Source organism: Arthrobacter sp. 35W, assembly GCF_000482545.1.
Lineage (GTDB): Bacteria > Actinomycetota > Actinomycetes > Actinomycetales > Micrococcaceae > Specibacter.
Window position 1 is genome coordinate 1,401,040 of record NZ_KI519455.1, and the last position, 20,400, is coordinate 1,421,439.

Sequence of the window (20,400 nt, forward strand, 5' to 3'; positions counted from 1 at the left end):
CCGGTCTTGGTGCCGGTTGCAGACGCGCTCACAGCTCGACCTCGCCGATGTTGACGAGGGCGTCGGTGACCAGGTTCCAGAACTTGGCGTGGTCCAGGTCCACGGCCACGGAGGTCTTGCAGTCGGCGGGGGCCGGGGCGCGGAAATCGGCCACCGTCATGCCCAGCGTCAGCGTGCCGGTGAGCTCAATGTCCACGGGCACCTTGCGGGTGGTCATCACGGTGGGGTCGATGACGTAGGCGACGGCGCAGGGATCGTGCACCGGCGGGTAGTCGAAGCCCTGGGCATCCTTGTACGTCTTGGTGAAGAACTCCATCAGCTCCATCACGAACTTGGCCGGCTTGGTGCCGACGGCCTCGATCTGGGCCACCACCTCGGGGGTGGCCAGCGCCTGGTGGGTCAGATCCAGACCGACCATGACCACGGGCCAGCCCGCGTTGAACACGATGTGGGCGGCCTCGGGGTCGATGATGATGTTGAACTCCGCGACGGCGCTCCAGTTGCCCACGTGGTAGCCGCCGCCCATCAGGACAACTTCCTTCACGCGCTCCACGATGCGCGGTTCCTTGCGTGCAGCCATGGCGATGTTGGTCAAACCGGCGGTCGGGACCAGCGTGACGGTGCCCGGTTCGTGGGCCATGATCGTCTCAATGATGAGGTCGACGGCGTGGCGCGGATCCAGCTCGATGGTGGACTTTGGCTGGGCGGGGCCGTCCATGCCGGTTTCGCCGTGGATGTCCGGCGCCGTTTCGATGGCGCGCACCAGCGGGCGGTCGCAGCCTGCGGCGAACGGAACGCCGGTGATGCCGGCGATGGTGCCAACGGACAGGGCGTTGCGGGTGACCTTTTCCAGCGTCTGGTTGCCGACGACGGTGGTCACGGCAAGCAGGTCGATGTTCGGGTTTCCGTGCGCCAGCAGCAGTGCGACAGCGTCATCGTGGCCGGGGTCGCAGTCGAGAATGATCTTGCGGACCGTTGAAGAGGGGGCAGTCATGGTGTTCTCCACGTCTTTGGGGGCTTTTCATTGGACCTCGCACAGGGGCGGCGCGGGGTCTTCTATTGGCAGTGTGGCATCCATTTCCATGCCGCGTCAAGCGCTTGACGTGATTTACGTCAAGCGTTTGATGTTCAGGTGGGGGCGCGGGGCGGCAATCCGGCTACGATCGATGCATGGGGTCCACAGAATCATCAGCGCACCGCGCGGTGCATGCCGCGCACGACGGCGCGCCCGGCAATGTCCCCGGGACTGTCACGGCCGGCTCCGGTGCCGACGGCCCCTCGGGGGCATCCGACGGCGGCGGAGGGGCACCGCTGGCCGGGCAGCGCATCACGGCAGCCATGGTGGCCGCCCGGGCCGGAGTCTCCACAGCCACCGTCTCCCTGGTGGCCAACGCCAAGACCGAGGGCCGGGTCTCGGCGGAAAATATTGCGAAGGTCACCCGGGCCATCGATGAACTCGGCTACGTGGTGGACGGCATCGGCAGCTCCCTGGCCCGGGGCGGCTCCAATCTGGTGATCCTTGCGGCCCCGGACATCGCCAACCCCTTCTTCGCCAAGGTCATCGGCGGCGTCCGCGCCGCACTCGGAACCGACTACCAGCTCCTGCTGGCCGTCAGCGACCCGGGCATGCTCCCAGTCCCGGCGGAGGTCCGCCAGCTGCTGTCGCTGCGCCCCGCCGGGCTGCTGGTGGACGCCCCCAATGCCGCCTTCCTGGACCAGCTGAACAGCACGGCCCCCGTGGTGCTGATGGATGCGCCGGGCGTGGAGGGCTACGCGCCCTCGGTGAACCTCGACGTCGGGCACGGCGCCCGCGAGCTGGCCCAGCATCTGGCCGCCCTGGGCCACCGCACCGTGGCGTATCTGGACAGCACCGGCGGTTCCGCTACCTTCCGGGTGCGCCGGGAGGCCTTCCTGGCCCGGGCCGCTGAGAGCGGCATGACGGTGGCCGCGGTCGCCAACACTCCCATCGACGTCGGCGCCGCGGCGGCAGCCTTTGCCGCCGCCTGGCCGCGCTGGCAGCGCGAGGGCGTCACCGCCGTCGTCTGCTGCACCGACACCCACGCCTATGGTGTGCTGCAGGAGGCCCGCGCCGCCGGAGTGGCGATTCCGCGGGAGCTGGCCGTGACGGGCTTTGACGATCTGCCCTACTCGGCCACCAGCAACCCGTCCCTGACCAGCGTCCATCTGCCGGCCACCATGCTGGGGCGGCGGGCCGGCGAGCAGCTGAAGTCCCTGATGCAGGGGCGGCCGCTGGCGGCGCCGCAGCTCACGCTGGCCGGGCGGCTGATCCAGCGCGCCTCGACCATCGGTTGACACCGCGCAAAGCGCTCACACCCCGGTGCACAGCCTCTCTCACATCCGGCTCGGAGCGGACATCCAGCTAAAGCCACTAAACTTGGAAACCGTGAGTGCTGAAAATACCCCAATCCCTGAAGCAAGCGACGTCTCCGAGCAGATGCACATCCGCATGGAGAAGCGTGCCAAGCTGCTCCAGCAAGGCGGCCAGGCCTATCCCGTGGGCGTGGCCCGCACCCACACCCTCGAGGAGATCCGGGCCAAATATGGCCATCTGGATCCCGATGAGGCGACCGGCGAGATTGCCGGCATCACCGGGCGCGTGGTGTTTGTCCGCAACACCGGCAAGCTCTGCTTCGCCACGCTGCAGTCCGGCGACGGTGAGCGCCTGCAGGTAATGCTCTCCCTGGCCAACGTTGGCGAGGAATCCCTGGCGGACTGGAAGTCCCTGGTGGATCTGGGCGACCACGTCTTTGTGCATGGTGAAATCATCAGCTCCAAGCGCGGCGAGCTGTCCGTCATGGCCGACAGCTGGGCCATGGCCTCCAAGGCCCTGCGCCCGCTGCCTGTGCTGCACGCGGAGCTCTCCGAGGAGATGCGCGTCCGCCAGCGCTACGTGGACCTGATCGTGCGCGAAAACGCCCGCAAGCAGGTCAAGACCCGCTCGGCCATCGTCAAGGCCATCCGCGACACCCTGCACGGCGAGGATTACATCGAACTGGAGACGCCCATCCTCCAGCTGGTGCACGGCGGCGCCGCGGCCCGCCCGTTCCACACCCACATGAATGCCTTTGACCAGCCGATGACGCTGCGCATTGCCATTGAGCTGTACCTCAAGCGCGCCGTTGTGGGTGGCATGGACAAGGTATTTGAGGTGGGGCGCATTTTCCGCAATGAAGGTGTCGACTCCACGCACAGCCCCGAATTCACCATGCTTGAGGCATATGAAGCCTATGGCGACCAATTCACCATGGCGAAGACCATGCAGCGCATTATTCTGGCCGCCGCCGATGCCGCCGGATCGCGCACCATTGAAACTCCGCGCGGCGTCATTAATCTCGACGGCGAGTGGCCGTGGCTTCCCGTATACAAGGGATTGTCCGACGGCGTCGGCATGGAAATCACACCCGACACCAGCGCCGAAGAATTGCGGGCCATTGCCGCCAAGCATGAAGTAAAGATCGATCCGGCCTGGGATGCTGAAAAGCTGGTGGTCGAGCTCTTTGGTGAGATTGTTGAGCCCACCATTATCCAGCCGACATTTGTCTGCGATTACCCGCCGTCGGCCCAGCCGCTGGCCCGCCAGCACCGGAATGACTCCCGCTTGATTGAAGCCTGGGATTTGATCATTGACGGCAAGGAAACCGGCACGGCATTCTCCGAGCTGGTGGACCCGGTGGTCCAGCGTGAGCGCCTGACCCGCCAGTCGCTGGCGGCGGCGGCCGGCGACCACGAGGCCATGCAGCTCGACGAGGACTTCCTGCGGGCCCTGGAATACGGCGCCCCGCCCATGGGTGGTCTGGGTCTGGGCGTTGACCGCCTGGTCATGCTGTTCACGGGCGTGGGAATTCGTGAAGCCATTCTCTTCCCGCTGATGAAACCCGAGTAGAAGGGGCAACGTTGTGGAATACCTTGCCGTAATTATCCCGTCGCTGGGTGTTGGTGCGCTTTTCTACTTTGCTATGAAGGCGATCTTCAATGCCGACAGGTCCGAGCGTGATGCTCTGGCCCGCGCCGAACAGGAGCATGTGGACAACGGCGAATAGCTTTTCGCTATTCACTGGCGCTATTGCCGCTGTTGACGCTAAGCACCTGCTACTTCATACTTGAACTGAAATTTATCCCAATTTCATATCCGAGTGTGAGGAATAGGAACCGTCCATGGCACAAAAAGTCGAGATCACGCTTGTTGATGACCTAGATGGCAACAGCGCAGATGAAACTGTGCGCTTTGCCTTGGATGGAGTCAATTACGAGATTGACCTGTCCGACGCCAATGCCGCTGCATTGCGCGGCACTTTGGAGCACTTCATTGCCAAGGGCCGCCGCGTTGCAGGACGTCCGGTCCGTGCGCCCAAGGCCGCTGCCCCGGCCCGCAGCAATGAAGTCGGTTTGATCCGCGCGTGGGCCAAGAGCAACGGCTACCCGGTCCGCGACCGAGGCCGCATCCAGGCCGAAATCCGTGAGGCGTACTACGCCGCGCAGGGCTAGGACCTTTCGGGTCCACCACGGCTGAACAACGCAGAATGCCGGCCCCACGGGGCCGGCATTCTGCGTTTGCGGGCCCATCCCATGGACGCTCATGGACCCGCCGGCGGGTGCTCCGCAAGAGGTTCGTATTTCCCCTGTGGCGAACACGCCCCCACACGGGACTTGTTCTGCGTAGCATCAAGGTACGCAGTAGCTAGGAGTGTGGCGAAATGTTTGAGAGATTTACTGACCGAGCCCGACGTGTTGTCGTGCTGGCCCAAGAAGAGGCCCGCATGCTCAACCACAATTACATCGGCACCGAGCACATTCTGCTCGGCCTCATCCACGAGGGTGAGGGTGTTGCCGCAAAGGCACTTGAATCCCTGAGCATTTCGCTGGACGGTGTCCGCGAACAGGTGCAGGAGATCATTGGCCAGGGCCAGCAGGCGCCCAGCGGCCACATCCCCTTCACCCCGCGCGCCAAGAAGGTGCTGGAGCTCTCGCTGCGCGAGGCGCTGCAACTGGGACACAACTACATTGGCACCGAGCACATTCTGCTCGGCCTGATCCGCGAGGGCGAGGGCGTCGCAGCCCAGGTTCTGGTGAAGCTGGGCGCGGACCTCACACGGGTCCGCCAGCAGGTGATCCAGCTGCTCTCCGGCTACCAAGGCAAGGAGCCCGTGGCCAGCGGTGGCACGCAGCAGGAAGGCACACCGGCCGGTTCGGTGGTGCTGGACCAGTTCGGCCGCAACCTGACCCAGGCTGCCCGCGAAAACAAGCTTGACCCGGTCATTGGCCGCGAGCACGAGATGGAACGCGTCATGCAGGTCCTCTCGCGCCGCACCAAGAACAACCCGGTCCTCATTGGCGAGCCCGGCGTCGGCAAGACTGCCGTGGTCGAGGGTCTGGCCCAGGCCATCGTCCGCGGCGACGTCCCGGAGACCATCAAGGACAAGCAGCTGTACACGCTTGACCTCGGGTCCCTGGTGGCAGGCTCCCGCTACCGCGGCGACTTCGAAGAGCGCCTGAAGAAGGTCCTCAAGGAGATCCGCACCCGCGGGGACATCATCTTGTTCATCGATGAGATCCACACGCTGGTGGGTGCCGGAGCGGCCGAAGGTGCCATTGATGCAGCCTCGATCCTCAAGCCCATGCTGGCCCGTGGCGAGCTGCAGACCATTGGCGCCACCACGCTGGATGAGTACCGCAAACACATCGAGAAGGACGCCGCGCTGGAGCGCCGTTTCCAGCCGATCCAGGTCCAGGAACCCAATGTGGCCCTGGCCATCGAGATCCTCAAGGGTCTGCGCGACCGCTACGAGGCGCACCACCGCGTCTCCATCACCGATGGCGCGCTGGTTGCTGCCGCAACGCTGGCCGAGCGCTACATCTCGGACCGCTTCCTGCCGGACAAGGCCATCGACCTGATCGATGAGGCCGGCGCCCGGCTGCGCATCCGCCGCATGACGGCTCCGCCGGAGCTCAAGGCCATGGACGATGTCATCGCCGAGGTCAAGCGTTCCAAGGAATCGGCCATCGACGAGCAGGACTTCGAGGGTGCCGCGTCGCTGCGCGACAAGGAGCAGAAGCTCATTGCCGAGCGTGCCGAGAAGGAGCGCCAGTGGAAGTCCGGCGGTCTGGACGACGTCGCCGAGGTTGATGAGGAACTCATCGCCGAGGTTCTGGCCAATTCCACCGGCATCCCGGTCTTCAAGCTGACGGAGGAGGAATCCAGCCGTCTGCTGAAGATGGAGGAGGAACTCCACAAGCGCGTGGTGGGCCAGAACGAGGCGATCAAGTCGATCTCGCAGGCCATCCGCCGCACCCGTGCCGGCCTGAAGGATCCCAAGCGCCCCGGTGGCTCGTTCATCTTCGCCGGCCCCACCGGCGTCGGCAAGACCGAGCTGGCCAAGGCGCTGGCCGAATTCCTCTTCGGTGAGGAAGATGCCCTGATCACCCTGGACATGAGCGAGTACTCGGAGAAGCACACCGTGTCCCGCCTGTTCGGTGCCCCTCCGGGCTACGTTGGCTACGAAGAGGGTGGCCAGCTGACCGAGAAGGTGCGCCGCCGTCCGTTCTCCGTGGTGCTGTTCGACGAGGTGGAGAAGGCCCACGCGGACCTGTTCAACTCGCTGCTGCAGATTCTGGAGGATGGCCGTCTGACGGACAGCCAGGGTCGTGTGGTGGACTTCAAGAACACCATCATCATCATGACCACCAACCTGGGCACCCGGGACATCTCCAAGGCTGTCACCACCGGTTTCCAGTCCGGCACGGACACCCAGACCGGCTACAACCGGATGCGCGCCCGGGTCACGGAGGAGCTCAAGCAGCACTTCCGCCCCGAGTTCCTCAACCGTGTTGACGACGTCGTGGTGTTCCCGCAGCTGACCCAGGATGAGATCATCGAGATCGTGGACATGTTTGTCGCACGCCTCGAGGGCCGTCTGAAGGACAAGGACATGGGCATCGTGCTGACCCCGGCGGCCAAGGTGCTGCTGGCCACGCGCGGCTACGATCCCGCCATGGGTGCCCGGCCGCTGCGCCGGACCATCCAGCGCGAGATCGAGGACCAGCTCTCGGAGAAGATCCTCTTCGGCGAGATCAAGGCCGGCGACATCGTGGCTGTGGATGTCGACGGTGAGGGCGACGACGCGAAGTTCACCTTCGCCGGCACCTCCAAGCCGCACATCCCCGAGGCCCTGCCCGCAGGCGCCTAGACCTACTGCACCACCGCATTCGGCGGCCTCCCTTCGGTGGGAGGCCGCCGTTGGCGTTTAACGCCCTGCGGGAGCATCCGGTGCACTCGTTGGACTGTGGCGTGCGCCACAGAAAGAAATGTGTTGCCTGGCTCTGGACGTCACGGTATGTTTACGTAAACTTAACCGTGTTCACGCAAACATGAGCCGATTGGATACTTGACAATGTTGTCGACCTCGACTGCACCATCGCGGCACCGCTTTGCCGCGTTGTTGGCCACAGGCGCCATAGCCTTAACGTCTTTACAGCTTGTTCCCACCGCCGCCATGGCCGCGGAAAACCCCACCGTGTTGACCCCCAACCCCGCGCAGGCCGGCCCGGCCTTCAAAGGCTGGGGCACCAGCCTGGTCTGGATGGCCAACGCCACGGGCAACTACCCGGCCGCCATCCGCAATGACCTGATTGACAAGGTCTTTGGCGACGACGGCCTGAACCTCAACATCGCCCGCTACAACATCGGCGGCGGCAACGCCAGCAACATCCCCGACTACCTCCGCCCGGGTGGAGCCGTCCAGGGCTGGTGGAATCCCAACGCAAACCTGAGCGACGGCTCAGGTCCCATCACCTCCAGCTACGCGGACCGCAACCGGTACCTCGCAGCGTGGACCGGCGACAACGCCTCGGACTACAACTTCAATGCCGACGCCTCGCAGCGCGCATGGGTTTCTGCCATCAAGGACAAGGTGACCACCTGGGAGGCCTTCAGCAACTCGCCGCCCTACTTCATGACGGAGAGCGGCTACGTCAGCGGCGGGCAGGACCCCAACGCCGACCAGATCAAGCCCGGCGCCATTGGCAAGTTCACCAAGTACCTCAAGACGGCCGCACAGCAGGTGGAGCAGTCCGCCGGAATCAAGTTCGACACCATCAACCCGCTCAACGAGCCCAACACCAACTACTGGAAGACCACCTTCGGCGGCAACGGCCTGCCCAACGGCGGCGGCCAGGAAGGCGCCCACGCGGGCCCCGGCCTCCAGTCGCAGGTGCTGACGGCCATGGCCGCCGAGCTCGCCAAGCCGGGAACCACCACCACAGCCAAGGTGTCAGGTCCCGATGAGACGTCTCCCACCGGCTTCATTACCGACTGGAACGGGTGGACGGCGCAAACCAAGCAGGCCGTCAGCCAGCTCAACGTCCACACCTACTCCACCGGCGACCGCCTCGGCGTCCGGGACATCGCCAAGGCAGCCGACAAGCCGCTGTCCATGAGCGAGGTCGAGGGCAACTGGGGCGGCGACTCCTGGAACCCCACCAGCATCGATAACGGCCTGGGCATGGCATCGCGCATCACCGATGACCTGCGCGAGCTCGACCCGGAGTCCTGGGTCTTGTGGCAGCCCGTTGAAGACCTCTACAACATGCAGCTCGGCGAGAAGAAAAACTGGGGCTCCGTCTTCATCGACTTCGATTGCAACGCCGACGGCAAGTCCGCCCGGCGGATCGCCGCCGGAGAGGCGGACCCGACATGCCGCACCACTGTGAACTCGAAGTACAACACCATCCGCAATTTCACCCACTACATTGCCCCCGGCGACCGCATCATCCCCACCAGCGACGGGAAGACCACCTCGGCGCTGAAGCAGGACGGTTCGGGGCTGACCATGGTGCACACCAACGATTCCGATCAGGCACACACCGTCAAGCTGGACCTGTCCCGATTTGCCACCATTGCACCGGGTGCCACGGTTACTCCTATCACCACCACCGAGTCCCCCGCGGGCAGCCCGACGGCCAACGCCCTGGTCTCCGGCACGCCCGTCGCGATCGACGCCGGCAGCCGATCGGCCACGCTGACCGTCCCCGCGAAGTCCGTCACCACCTTCGTCATCACCGGCGCCACCGGTGTTGCCGCCGCGGCTCCGGCAGTGCTGGATGGCCAGTCCTACAGCTTCGTCGGGGTCCAGAGCGGACGGGCCGTGACGGCCTCCACCGGCTCGCCGGCAACGGTGCTGGGCGATTCCGTCGCCGGGGCCAACCAGGTGTGGAAGGCCACCCGGATTGTCGATGAAGAGGGCACCACGCGCGACCGTTTCGCCCTGCGGCTCGCCGACGGCCGCACCCTGGCCGCCGACGCCAACGGAACGACGCTGCGGACGCTCACCGATGCGCAGGCCCTCGCGGACACCTCGGCCCAGTGGATGGTCAGCACCACCGATGGAACCTCCTTCAGCCTGCTCAATGCGGGCCGCGGACAGGTCCTGGACGTCTCCAACCAGTCAACGGCCAACGGATCCTGGATTGGCCTGTGGACCTCCAATGGCGGCGCCAACCAGGCGTTCACCCTGCGCAATGCCAGTGAAGGCACCGGTTACAACAGCTTCCGTCCCGGCCAGGATTGGCGCGACAACAACGGCAATCTGATCCAGGCCCACGGCGGCCAGGTGGTCACCTCCAAGGACGCTGCCGGCCGCACCATCTACTACCTGTACGGCGAGGACCGCACCAACGGCTACCACTCGTCCCCGGGCGTGCACGCCTACAGCTCCTACGACCTCTACAACTGGAAGGATGAGGGCGTGGCGCTGAAGGCCATGACCTCCCAGGCCCAGTTCACCACCGATCCCTACTTCCAGACGCTCTATGCCGGGTACACCACCGAGCAGAAGAACGCCGTCTACCGCGACCTGGGAACCGTGCCGTCCGGCGACAAGCTGCCGCCGATCCTTGAGCGGCCCAAGGTCATCTACAACGCCGCCACCCACAAGTGGGTCATGTGGGTCCATGCCGACGGTCCAACCGATCAGTACAACGTGCAGTACGCCAAGGCCAACGCCGGCGTCGCCATCTCCGACACGCCCTTCGGCCCGTTCAAGTACATCGACAGCTACCGCCTGAACAAGGCGGCAGCGGGAGACCCCACCAACAAGGCGCCGAACAACCCGGGCATGGCCCGCGACATGAATCTCTTCGTGGATGACGATGGCACCGGCTACATCATCTACTCCAGCGAAGAGAACAAGACGATGTTCATTTCGAAGCTCAACGCCGACTACACCAACCTTTCCGCCTCGCCGGACACGGCAGTGGAGGGCGTCGACTTCCGGCGTGCGTTTGTCAACGATTCCCGCGAAGCACCGGCCATTTTCAAGTACCAGGGCCGTTACTTCATCATTTCCTCGGGGACCAGTGGTTGGTCGCCGAACCCGTCCAGATTTGGCACGGCCACCAGCATGCTCGGCGAGTGGAGTGACGCGGGCGACCCTTTCAGCAGTGATGTCTCATGGAACTCCAACAACTCGCAGCCGACATCCGTCATTCCGGTCGATCCCGCCAACGGCAAGTTCATCTACATGGGAGACCGTTGGAACGGCGGATCCGACCAGGCACTGGCCACCGCCCCCATGGTGTGGCTGCCCATTCAAATGGGTGAGGGGGGCAAGTCGCTCAGCGTCGTTTCACCTTCCGAATGGCGTCTGGCAGATCTCGATTCCAACGCGGTCTGGAATGTCACGGGCGTTCCTTCCAGTCTGGCCATGGGCCAAACGTTCAGTGTCAACACCGTCACCGTGACCCAGAATGGCCAGAGCTCCTCCCAGGCTGTGACTTGGCAGGTCAGGGGAAACACCAACACCGCGGGGTCCATCACTGTCACGGGCACCCTCCCAGGATTTGGCGGGCGCACCTTCACCCGCACCATTCCGGTGCTGCCTGTGGGAGTGCGCTATGCCGTGAACGCTGGCGGGAAGACGACGGCGGACTGGTCCGCGCTGATGGCCGCCGCTGCGCAAACCGGCCCGGTTCTGAACAGCAAAGCCGACCAGCCGTACGGCGTCGACCCTGTCACGGGGAAGACCTGGGGCTATGAAAGCGAAGGCAGCGGGGCCAGCGGCACCGACGTTGGTGACATATTCTCAACCCTGCGCTATGCAGCTTCCGGGCGCGATCTGACCTACAAGTTCAACGATCTGGCTCCGGGAACCTACACGGTCTACGCGGGCTACTATGATCCGTGGGCCCAGTGGGACGACCGCGGTGCCAAGGTGACAGTCAACGGTGCGGTGGTCGAGGCCGACCACGACTACAGCGGCGACTACCAGACCGGCACGTACCAGAACGTCACGGTGGGTGCCGATGGCAAGCTCTCCTTCGCCCTCAGCCCCACCCGCGGTCCGGACGTGCAACTGAGCTGGCTGATGATCGCCAACCCGGTCCCGACGGTCCCGGCGGCCCCGGCGCTGAACGTCTCCGTGGCGGCAACCGCCAAATGTGTTTCGGGGAAGGTCATGGTGACGGTCCAGGCGACCAACAATGCCACGGTGCCCGTCCAGATTGGCTTCACCTCGACGTACGGGACGAAGTCGTTCGCCGACGTCAAGCCCGGCAAGAACGCCGTGAACGCCTTCGCCACCCGGGCTGCGACCATCCCCGCCGGTGTCGTGACGGTCCAGGCGGCCGGCACCGTAAACGGCCAGCCGGCCACCGTGTCCAAGGACGCTGCGTACCCCGCAACATCCTGCAACTAAGTCCATGGTGGCGGCCCGCTCCGCGGCGGGCCGCCACCATGGCACCGTCGATGCTCCACCTTTTCAATGCACCACCCGTTCAGTCCGGTCGATGGCCGGGCTTCTGCAAAGGATTTTCCAGATGAACAGAATTGGATTTGCCGCGCGTTGCACCACTGCGGCCGTGGGTACGGCGCTGCTGCTGGGCGTTGCCGGCATGGCGATGGCCGAAGAGAACCACGGCAACAAGGATGTGGATGTCAGCGTTGGCATCACCGCCCTGCCCGGCGGCGGCGCGTTGGCCATGAGTGTTGCCGGCACCACGACAACCCTTACCGAGACGGGTTCGACGGCGACCGTGCGCCAGTTCACGGGCTCGCTGCCGACTGTCACTGTCACTGACACCCGGGCACCGGCGGACATACCCGCCGGGGCCAGCTGGTACGTGCTGGGCACCTCGACCGATTTCACCGGTGACAATGGCCAGCCTGCGATCAGTGCCGCCCACCTGGGGTGGACGCCGGACCTCATCAACGGTGGCGATTCGGGGCTGGTGGCCGAGGGTGATCGGGTGGACACCGTGATGGAGACCGGGCCGAATGCCGTGGGTCTGGTTGACCGGGAGCTGCTCGCGATGGCCTTCGATTCCGGTGCCATCGCCTCCGAGGGGCAGTGGACGGCCACCGCGGGCCTGTTCCTGCGCACACCGGCGACGGTCGCTGCAGGCGACTACACCGCGAGACTGACCCTGTCCCTGTTCGAATAACCGGCAACGACGCCGACAGAAAGAGACCATCGTGACAATTGCAAGCACCCCGCTCAACCGGCGGGGATTCCTCGCCACCACGGCACTGGCTGTCGGCGCCGTCGCCTTCCCCTTTTCACAGCGTGCGGCCGCTGCCCCGCCAGGGTCCGCCGTCCTCCCAGAGCGCGGAATCTATGACACCGTCCCCGCTTCGTCCTGGTCCGAAGGGTTCGTGTCGGGCAATGGCGAGTACGGGGCCATCTTCCATGGCACGCCGGGCGCCGAGAGGGTTGTCTTCAACCACCACCGCTTCGTACTGCCCAACGGCACGCGTGGGATGAAGGCCCCCTACCTCGCCGACCGCCTGTCCCAGGTCCAGGACAAGGCCATGGGAGGGGACTACTGGGGCGCGGCATCGACGTTTGCGTCAGGCTGGGACCTGCAGTGGACGCAGTCGTTCCACCCAGGCTACGAACTGCTGATCACCAGCGCAGACCTGTCGACATACAACGACTACGCGCGGACCACGAACTTCAGGACCGGCGAGGTGGCCACCTCGTGGTCCGACAATGCCGGCCTCTGGAAGCGCAGGGCCTTCGTGTCCAGGGCCAGCACCGCCGTCGTCCAGGAACTCCTGCCGGCGGCGAACGGCACGATCAATACGGTGCTCAGCATCAATACCAACCTCGACGCCGTGCCGTCCTCCGTCTCCTACGGGACCACAGCAACCGTCAGCGGGCGCAACGGGTACCTGGGGCTGCGGGGCACCTACCCGGCCGGCCAGGGAGCCTTCGGATATGAGGGCGTGACGCGCGTCATCGTCACGGGAACCGGTTCGTCCATCACGACGGATGGGTCGACGCTGACCATCGCCAAGGCCACCAAGGTGATCCTGTTGACCAAGCTGGGACGGTACGAGTCGGCCAGCGAATGGAACAGCAAGCCGCTGCACGCTGCCCTGGGCGTTCTGCTGGCCGATTACGATGCCCTGCTGCGCAAGCACACGCCGCTGCACCAGGCACTCTTCGACAAATCCTCGCTGCAGCTCAATGTTTCCCAGGAGGACCGCGCACTGTCCACCAGCGAGCTCAATGCGCGCCAGAATTCGGACCGCTCCACCATCGACCTCGCCCTGTTGGAGCGGATGTACGACTCCGGACGGTACTTCTTTGCCAGCTCCAGCGGCGTCCTGCCGCCACGCCTGACGGGCATCTGGACCGGCAGCTGGGATGGGGCCTGGGCCGATGACTTCACCACTGACGCCAACATCAACCTCCAGGTTGCCGGCGGCAACATCCTCAACCACGGCGATGCGATGAAGGGCTACTTCGATCTGGTCCTCGGCCAGCTCAATGACTGGCGCAGCAATGCCACCCGGATGTACGGGGCCCGCGGGTTCCTGGCCCCGAGCCGGACCGATGGTGAGCACGGCAACATGCTCCACTTCAATGGTGATTTCCCCGGCCAGACCTGGACCGGCGGCGCCGACTGGATGCTCTACCCGCTGCTGGAGTACTACCAAGTCACCGGTGACGAGGCCTTCATGAGGGACAAGCTCGGACCGGCCTTGATGGAACTGGCACTCTTCTACGAGGACTACCTGTCCCGGACGGATGCGCAGGGGAAGGCGGTCTTTGTGCCGTCCTTCTCGATGGAAAACTCGCCGTCGAACACCGGCCAGATGGTGTCCATCAATGCCACCGGGGAGATCATGGCGGGCCGCCATGCCCTGGAGTCGGCCATTCTGGCGGCAAATACGCTCAACCGTGAGCAGGGGGCCGGCCAGGGCGTGGCCCGGTGGACGGCGCTGCTGGCCAAGCTCCCCAGCTACACCATCAATGGCGACGAAGCCCTGGCCGAATGGTCCTGGCCCGGGCTGAACGACCGCTACAACCACCGGCATGTCCACCACATGTATGGGGCCTGGCCGCTCCACGAGGTCAACCCGGAGGACAAGCCCGCTCTGGTGCGCGCATCGCACCGTGCACTGGAATTGCGCGGCGATGAGAACTACTCGGCGCATGGCAGCCTGCACCGCGCGTTGGCTTCCGCCCGGCTCAAGGATGGTGCCGGTGTCTACACCAACATCAAGAAGGTGCTGGGCAACAACATGGTGCTGCCCTCGCTCATGACCACACACAATCCCGGGCTGCACATCTACAACTCGGATGCAGCCAACTCACTCCCCGCAATTCTGGCCGAAGCGTTGATCTACAGCCGCCCCGGCATGTTGGAACTCCTGCCCGCCCTGCCCGAACAACTGTCCAAGGGTTCCATCCAGGGTGTCCGTGGACGCAACCGGGTGCTCGTGGAGAACCTCGTGTGGGACACAGCTGCCCGAACCGTGCAGGCCACGCTCACCTCCGACATCAACCAGAGCCTTGAGCTGGTGTGCCGCAGGGGGATCACCGCCATCACCGCTTCCGCAGGGGTGTTGGGCGCATCCTCGATCGGTGGCCATGCCCGCACCCTGCAACTGTCGGCCGGCGTGTCCACCGTCATCCAGATCAGCCTCCTGCCGACGCTCGTCAAGGTGGTCAACCGTATGAGTGGAAAGGCCATGGACGTCGATGGCCAATCCACCAGCGACGGCGCCGCCGTCATCCAGTGGCCCTGGGGCGGCGGTGACAACCAGAAATGGAAGCTGGTTCCTGTCCACGACGGATCGTTCCGCATCGTCAGCGTCAAGAGCGGAAAAGTGCTCGACAATCCGGCGTCGTCAGCGGCCAACGGCACGCAATTGGACCAGTGGAGCGACACCTACGGCCCCAACCAATGGTGGAAGCTGGTTCCCACCGGGAGCGGCTCCTACTACCGTTTGGTGAACGTCTCCAGCGGACTGCCCCTGGACGTGGCGGGGGCTTCCACCTCCGACGGCGCGCGCTTGGTCCAGGCGACTGCCACCAGCTCCCAAAGCCAGGAGTGGAGCCTCGACGCCGTCTAGGTGATACTGGCGGCTCGTCATTTGACGGGCCGCCAGCGCCCCCCCATTTTGTCCGGACCGGTGCCGGATTTCTGCAAAGGATTTAGTGATGTACAGAATCGCTTTCGCCGCGAGGTGGTCGGCCATTGCCGCGGCTACAGCATTGTCCTTCGGCATCGCCGGCATGGCGATGGCTGCCCCTGTCGTTGTCAATGCCGGAACCGGCACGGCAGCACCAACGGTGGCCGCCGAGGCACCCGGGGTCCAGGATGGACAATCGTACAGTTTCGTTGGTGTTCAAAGCGGCAGGGCCGTGACGGCGTCCACCGGCTCCCCGGCGACAATCCTTGGTGACAACGTCGCCGCGCCCACGCAGGTCTGGAGGACCACCCTCATCGCCGATGAGGCCGGCACCACGAATGACCGCTTTGTCCTCAGGCTCGCCGATGGCCGTGTCTTGGCAGCCGATGCCAACGGGACGGTCCTGCGCACGATCACCGATGAGGAGGCAGCCGCGGATGCTTTGGCCCAGTGGCTGTTCAACTCTACGGACGGAACCTCGTTCAGCATCCGCAACGCCGGACGCAATCGGGTACTTGATGTTTCAAACCAATCCACGCAGTCCGGGGCCTGGATTGGCCTGTGGACCTTCAACGGAGGGGCGAACCAGGCGTTCACCCTGCGGAAGGCAAGCGAGGGTGAGGACTATGACAGCTTCAGGAACGGCCAGGACTGGCGGGACAACAATGGAAAGGTGATCCAGGCCCACGGAGGCCAGGTTGTCACATCGAAAGACGAATCGGGACGGACGATCTACTACCTGTACGGGGAGGACCACACCTTCGGCTACAGCGACTCCCCTGGTGTGCACGGGTATAGTTCCTACGATCTGTACAACTGGAAAGACGAAGGCGTCGCCCTCAGGGCTCTGTCGTCGCGAGAGCAGATCGACACGGATCCGTATTTCACCGCGCTCTACGGGAATTACAGCCAGGAGCAGCGAGCCGCGATATATCGGGATCTGGTAACTACCCGCACGGATCCTCAGATGCCCGCGGCCACCATGTGGCGTCCCAAGGTGATTCACAATGAGGCCACCGGAAAATGGGTGATGTGGTTCCATTCCTCCGGCCCCTCCGAGACATCAAATGCGATCTATGCAAAGGCCCGCGGCGGCGTGGCAATTTCCGATTCGCCCTTTGGGCCGTTCCGCTACATCGACAGTTACCCGCTGCATCACGCCGACCCCTCGGATCCCACGAACCACGCACCCAACAACCCCGGTATGGCGCGGGACATGAATCTCTTCGTGGACGATGACGGTACTGGATACATCATCTACTCCAGTGAAGAGAACCAGACGATGTTCATTTCCAAGCTGAATGCCGACTACACCTACCTTTCGGCTCCACCAGAGTCTGCTGTCGAAGGTGTTGACTACAAGCGCATATTCGTCGGATGGTCCCGGGAAGCCCCGGCGATGTTCCGCCATGGCGATCGCTACTTCCTCCTCACGTCGGGCACCAGGGATTGGACCCCCAATCCCACACAGTATGCAACGACAACCAATATTCTTGGTGACTGGACTGCCCTGGGAGACCCCTTCCCGGGTTGGGCACAGCACAACGCTTGGGACACGCAGCCCACATCCGTGATTCCTGTGGACCGTGAAAAAGGAAAGTACATCTACATGGGTGACCGCTGGAATGGCGGAACGGACCTGGCCAACGCGCAGATGGTGTGGCTTCCACTGGACATGGCGGAGGGAGGCGATGATTTTTCCGTGGTTCTCAAGGATGAATGGAAACTTGAAGACCTCGACGACCATGCCGTCTGGGACGTGTCCGGCATCCCCGCAAGCCTCACCGTCGGCTCGGCCTTCAACGTCAGCACTGTGACTGTCACGCAGAACGGCCAGAGCAGCACCCAGGCTGTGCAGTGGCAGGTCAGCGGAAACACCAGCGCTCCCGGCATCATCACGGCCACCGGCACGCTTCCCGGTTTCGGCGGCCGGACCTTCACCCGCGCCATCCCGGTGGTGCCGGTGGGCGTCCGCTATGCGGTGAACGCCGGTGGAAAGGCGACGGCGGACTGGACAGCGCTGATGGCAGCCGGGTCGGCGTCGGGCCCGGTGCTCAACAGCACCGCAGACCAGCCGTACGGGGTTGACCCGGCAACGGGGAAGACCTGGGGCTATGAAAGTGGGGGCAGCGGCGTTGAAGGCACTGCCGACGGCGACCTGTTCACGACGCTGCGCTATGCCACCGGTGGGCGCGATCTGACCTACCGTTTCAACGATCTGGCACCGGGCACCTACACGGTCTATGCCGGCTACTACGATCCGTGGGCCCAGTGGGATGACCGCGGCGCCAAGGTGGCTGTCAACGGTTCCGTGGTCGAGGCCGACCATGACTACAGCGGGGACTACCAGTCCGCTGCCTACCAGAACGTCACGGTGGGTGCCGATGGCAAGCTCTCGTTTGCCCTCAGCCCCACGAGGGGGACGAATGTGCAGCTGAGCTGGCTGATGATCGCCAACCCGGTCCCCGCGGCGCCACAGCTGGACGTCTCCGTGGTGGCCAGTGCCAAGTGTGTGGCTGACAAGGTCATGGTGACGGTCCAGGCGACCAACAATGCGGCGGTGCCCGTCCAGCTCAACTTCACGTCAGGTTACGGAACGAAGTCGTTCGCCGAGGTCAAACCCGGTAAGAATGCGGTGCAGGCCTTTGCGACCCGGGCTGCCACCATCCCGGCCGGTGTCGTGGCGGTCCAGGCGACCGGCACCGTGAATGGCCAGCCGGCCACTGTGTCCAAGGATGCTGCGTTCCCCGCAACATCCTGCAACTAAATCCATGGTGGTGGCCCGCTCCACCGCGGGCCACCACCAGGCTCCTTCAACGTTCCACCTTGATTGCTCCACCCGTTCAGTGCGGCCGACGGCCGGGCTTCTGCAAAGGATTTTCCTGATGAACAGAATTGGATTTGCCGCACGCGCCTCGACAGTGGCCGTGGGCACGGCGCTGCTGCTTGGCGTTGCCGGCATGGCAATGGCCGAAGAGAACCACGGCGACAAGGATGTGGATGTCAGTGTTGGCATCACTGCATTGCCTGTCGGCGAGGCGTTGGCCATGACCGTTTCGGGCACCACGCCGGGGACCACGACCCTCGGTGAGGAGGGCTCGACGGCCACGATGCGCCAATTCAACAGCACGCTGCCGACCGTCACCGTCACGGACACCCGGGACCCGGGGGACATCCCCGCCGGGGCGGGCTGGTACGTGCTGGGAACCGCCACCGATTTCACCGGCGACGCCGGCCAGCCTGCCATCAGCGCCTCCCACCTGGGCTGGGCACCGAGGATCCTCAGCGGCGGAGAGTCGGGCCAGGTTGTCGAGGGCGAGCGGGTGGACACGGTGATGGACTCCGCTCCCATCACCTCTGGCCTGGTTGACCAGGAGCTGCTCGCGCTGGCCATCGATTCTGGTGCCATTGCCTCCGAGCGGCAGTGGACGGTCACCGCGGACCTGTTCCTTCGCGTCCCTGTGACCGTCGCCGCGGGCGACTACACCTCCACGCTGACCCTCTCGCTGTTCGAATAACCAACCAGGAATTGCCACCACCCATGGAAACCACCTCCCGGGCACACGTCCACCCCACCCTCTTGCACCGGATCGCCATCGGCATCCTGGTGCTGTTCGCAATCGTGGCGGCCGGCCTTGCCGGCATCCCCGCAGCCTCCGCCACCAGCGGCGATGCGGGTGGAGACCCCATTACCTGGGCCGTGGGCCCATCCAATGAGACGGCGCCGGACGGGAGGTCATGGGTTGAACTGAAGCTCGATCCCGGCGCTGGCGCCAGCGACCGGTTCGCGGTGCGGAACCTCGGCAACCGGGAAGTCACGTTTGCCCTGACGGCCGCTGACGGATATCTGACGCCGACGGGGCGTTTCAACATGCTCCCCTCGGACAAGAAATCCGTGGATTCCGGCACCTGGATCTCCATGGACAAGACCGTCACCGTGGCGGCAGGTGGCACAGCAGTGGTGCCTTTCACCGTCACGGTGCCGGCGAATGCGACACCCGGCGACCATGCGGCGGGCATCGCAGCTTCGATCTTCTCGGAGGGCGCCCCGGACGGTGCCCGGGTGGGTGTGGAGAGCCGGATCGGCTTCCGCGTCATGACCCGGGTGGCAGGGGAGGTCCAGCCGCGCCTCGAGGTGCAGGCAGCGGGTGGCTACGACGGGACCTGGAACCCATTCCAGCCCGGATCCGCCACCATTGCTGTGGACCTTGTGAACAGCGGAAACGTCCGGCTGACAGTTGACGCCTCCGCCATGTTCAACGGCGTGCGCGCCCCCAGCGACGGAACCGAGGCGGCCCGGCCCATCGAGCTGCTGCCCGGGGACCGGCGCACCATCCAGCTCCACGAGGGTGGTGTGTGGCCGCTGGGCATCGTCTCGGTGCCGGTGACCGTTGCCCAAGGCGTGACGGCCCTGGACGGCTCGGTCAATGACCTCGATCCGATCGTCCGGGACGTCGCCATCTGGGCCATCCCGTGGCCGCAAATGATTGTTCTCCTTGCCCTGGCCCTGGTGGTTTTCGGCATCTTCTGGGGACGCCGCCGCCGGTCCAAAGAGCTGGCCCGCCTGGTGGCCGAAGCGCGCGAAACCGGGCGCCGTGAGGCAGAGCTCCAGCAGGAGGTTGTGTGAGGGTCTCCACGGTGGTGGCCGCTGCCCTGCTGGGGTTGGCAGCAGCCTGCTTCGCGTCGCCCGCACTGGCCTCGGAACCCGACCCCTCCGACGTCGTACTCCATGTCCGCATTGCCCCGGTCCCGGCGCCGGCCCCGGAATGCGGGGGCGGCCGTGGATGCCCTGGGCCGGAACTTGCGGCGACGGGCGCCGATCTGCGCGGCGCACTGCTGGCAGGCACCGCCGCGATCGGTGGCGGCATCTACGTGAGGATCTCTGCACAACGGCGCGGCCGCTCCAATTGACGGGCGGCCCGCCTCTTACCGCTCTACCCACCCGCCATCCACGCACCACTCTT

General features: G+C 64.9%; 13 protein-coding genes. 12 read left to right on the plus strand and 1 reads right to left on the minus strand.

Annotated elements, in window-relative coordinates; all coding sequences use genetic code 11:
* Positions 1-28 precede the first annotated feature (28 nt).
* On the minus strand, positions 29-994 hold the full coding sequence (gene uriH / locus K254_RS0118480) for a uridine-preferring nucleoside hydrolase UriH (protein ID WP_026556602.1): 966 nt from the start codon (positions 992-994) through the stop codon (positions 29-31).
* A 344-nt stretch (positions 995-1,338) separates the two neighbouring features.
* On the opposite strand from uriH, the gene K254_RS0118485 reads away from it, so the two are divergent.
* From K254_RS0118485 to K254_RS0118540, 12 genes are all read left to right on the plus strand, one after another.
* Complete coding sequence (locus K254_RS0118485) at positions 1,339-2,313, plus strand: LacI family DNA-binding transcriptional regulator (RefSeq protein WP_026556603.1); 975 nt, start codon at positions 1,339-1,341, stop codon at positions 2,311-2,313.
* Between the two features lie 91 nt (positions 2,314-2,404).
* A complete protein-coding gene (gene lysS, locus K254_RS0118490; RefSeq protein WP_026556604.1) occupies positions 2,405-3,904 on the plus strand; it encodes a lysine--tRNA ligase in 1,500 nt (499 codons plus the stop codon).
* 13 nt (positions 3,905-3,917) lie between these two features.
* On the plus strand, positions 3,918-4,061 hold the full coding sequence (locus K254_RS26040) for a hypothetical protein (protein WP_196811010.1): 144 nt from the start codon (positions 3,918-3,920) through the stop codon (positions 4,059-4,061).
* A gap of 115 nt (positions 4,062-4,176) precedes the next feature.
* On the plus strand, positions 4,177-4,506 hold the full coding sequence (locus K254_RS0118500; protein WP_026556605.1) for a histone-like nucleoid-structuring protein Lsr2: 330 nt from the start codon (positions 4,177-4,179) through the stop codon (positions 4,504-4,506).
* Between the two features lie 209 nt (positions 4,507-4,715).
* A complete protein-coding gene (locus K254_RS0118505; RefSeq protein WP_026556606.1) occupies positions 4,716-7,205 on the plus strand; it encodes an ATP-dependent Clp protease ATP-binding subunit in 2,490 nt (829 codons plus the stop codon).
* Between the two features lie 306 nt (positions 7,206-7,511).
* The gene (locus K254_RS25010) at positions 7,512-11,708 is read left to right on the plus strand and encodes a glycoside hydrolase (RefSeq protein ID WP_051389383.1); all 4,197 of its coding nucleotides are present in this window, start codon (positions 7,512-7,514) and stop codon (positions 11,706-11,708) included.
* Between the two features lie 121 nt (positions 11,709-11,829).
* Positions 11,830-12,453, plus strand: coding sequence for a hypothetical protein (locus K254_RS0118515; protein WP_026556607.1), 624 nt, complete (start codon positions 11,830-11,832; stop codon positions 12,451-12,453).
* Between the two features lie 31 nt (positions 12,454-12,484).
* Entirely contained in the window at positions 12,485-15,376 is a 2,892-nt protein-coding gene (locus K254_RS0118520) for a glycosyl hydrolase family 95 catalytic domain-containing protein (RefSeq protein WP_026556608.1), read from the plus strand.
* Between the two features lie 88 nt (positions 15,377-15,464).
* The gene (locus K254_RS25015) at positions 15,465-18,203 is read left to right on the plus strand and encodes a family 43 glycosylhydrolase (RefSeq protein WP_051389384.1); all 2,739 of its coding nucleotides are present in this window, start codon (positions 15,465-15,467) and stop codon (positions 18,201-18,203) included.
* Between the two features lie 118 nt (positions 18,204-18,321).
* Positions 18,322-18,954, plus strand: a complete 633-nt coding sequence (locus K254_RS0118530; protein ID WP_026556609.1) for a hypothetical protein — start codon at positions 18,322-18,324, stop codon at positions 18,952-18,954.
* 23 nt (positions 18,955-18,977) lie between these two features.
* Positions 18,978-20,063 carry a WxL protein peptidoglycan domain-containing protein gene (locus K254_RS0118535; protein WP_051389385.1) on the plus strand — a complete coding sequence of 362 codons (1,086 nt, stop codon included), beginning with the start codon at positions 18,978-18,980 and terminating at the stop codon, positions 20,061-20,063.
* Entirely contained in the window at positions 20,060-20,347 is a 288-nt protein-coding gene (locus K254_RS0118540; RefSeq protein WP_026556611.1) for a hypothetical protein, read from the plus strand. The genes K254_RS0118535 and K254_RS0118540 overlap by 4 nt, the downstream gene beginning before the upstream one ends.
* Positions 20,348-20,400 lie beyond the last annotated feature (53 nt).